The following is a 1458-nucleotide window of genomic DNA, read 5'->3' as shown; positions in this document are numbered from 1 at the left end:
TCCGTGGGTGAACCCGGCCGCCGTCCGCAGCACCGATGGCCACGACAATCTCGTCGGCAGCCGGGCCGTCGGCGATCTGGAAGTTGGCGGTGATGAAATGCGAGCGGCGACCGTTCTCGCTCTTGTGCATCATCGGCAGCGATAGCAGCGCGCCCGGCGCGTTGCGGGTGTTACAGAATTCGAGATAGGTCGTGCCGCCGACGGCGTCGCGGAAGACATTGCCGAAGCGCAGCGTATGGATCATGGCGGAGGCATGCTCGATCTCGCCGGCGGTTCCGACGGCGGCCGCCTTGCCGTAGCTTTCGATGCGTTCCGCCTGCATCAATCCAATCAGGCGGCTCGTGAGTTCCTGCCCCAGCCGGGGCGCTATGGCGACAATCTCCGGCCGCAAATGCTCGACGAAGCCGCGCCCGGCCCATGGATTGCGCAGGACGGCTGCCACCACGATCGACGTTACCGGCCTTGCACCCGCTTTGCCGCCTTCGATGTGCACTTCCTCGATGAAGGTGCTGACTTTTCGCAATTCCATGATTTGGCCTCCCCAGGTGGAAGCTCAAGATAATGCACGCCAACCGTCGGGTATTCCTCCGGTTCGTAGGAAGAAACGGCGTGCGTCCCGCTTGGAAGCGGTGTAGCGTTCGTATATCCGCGACGGCTTAAATTCGCCCTTCGCGAGCGGCGGAAGATCAGGCGTGGACCACGAATCGCAAATTCTCTCCTTGCGGGACGCCGCCAGCCTCATCAATTCGGGCGGCGATCTCCAGTCCGTGCTGCGCCATCTCGTGCTGGCGGCCTGTCGTCATGCCCAATGGACTTTAGGCTCGATCATGGGCATCGACGCCGCCCACGGCCACGCCTATGTCATCGTGCGCCACGACCCGACGCTCATTCACCGCACGTTGCCGGACCGTTGGGAGCTGGCCACCAGTCCCTCGATCGTCGCGCTCAACCGCAACGAGCCGGTCTACATCAGGGACGCGCGCGTATCGGAGGAGTTCCCGGGCTACCGCCGAGAAGCCTTCGAGCGCGACTACCGCAGTGTTCTGGTCATGCCGATGAACTGCGTCGACGAAGACGGCCGGCCGATGGTGCTGACCGTCGTTTCGCGCGAGATCACCGAAGTGACGGCGCAGGATATCGCCTTCATCGGCATGATCGTGCATCTGGGTGAGATCGCGGTCGAGAAGCAGCATCGGCTGCGCCAGGAGAAGCAGGCCGGCGAGCGTCTGCAGCGCGCCCTATCGGCGCACACCTCGCTTCTGCAGCAAGCCTTGTCGGACGGATCGGTGGCCTCGCTCGCCGAAAAGGTCAGCGAGCTGCTACCCAATCCTGTGGTGGTGATCGATTTCCATGCCAATCTGGTTGTCGCCGGCCGTTCCCCGAGCGAGGCGCATTTCGACGCCGCCTCCTGGCAGCAGGCGGTGAGCGGAACGCTCAGCCGGCAGATCTTCAAGATAG

2 protein-coding genes are annotated in these 1458 nt (G+C 63.6%); one reads left to right on the top strand and one right to left on the bottom strand.

What is annotated here, in order from left to right; all coding sequences use genetic code 11:
- Nucleotides 1–529: amino acid synthesis family protein (locus EN893_RS33780; protein ID WP_164901372.1), on the bottom strand; the 529-nt coding region annotated here is incomplete at its 3' end.
- 163 nt (nucleotides 530–692) lie between these two features.
- Between EN893_RS33780 and EN893_RS33775 the strand changes: the two genes are divergently transcribed.
- Nucleotides 693–1458, top strand: a 766-nt coding sequence (locus tag EN893_RS33775) for a GAF domain-containing protein (RefSeq protein ID WP_245490955.1), incomplete at its 3' end; no start/stop codon positions are given.

Source organism: Mesorhizobium sp. M7A.F.Ca.CA.004.04.2.1, assembly GCF_004022825.1.
Classification (GTDB): domain Bacteria; phylum Pseudomonadota; class Alphaproteobacteria; order Rhizobiales; family Rhizobiaceae; genus Mesorhizobium.
The sequence above is the reverse complement of the archived record's forward strand: the minus strand, read 5'-3'. Positions and strand labels throughout refer to the sequence as shown.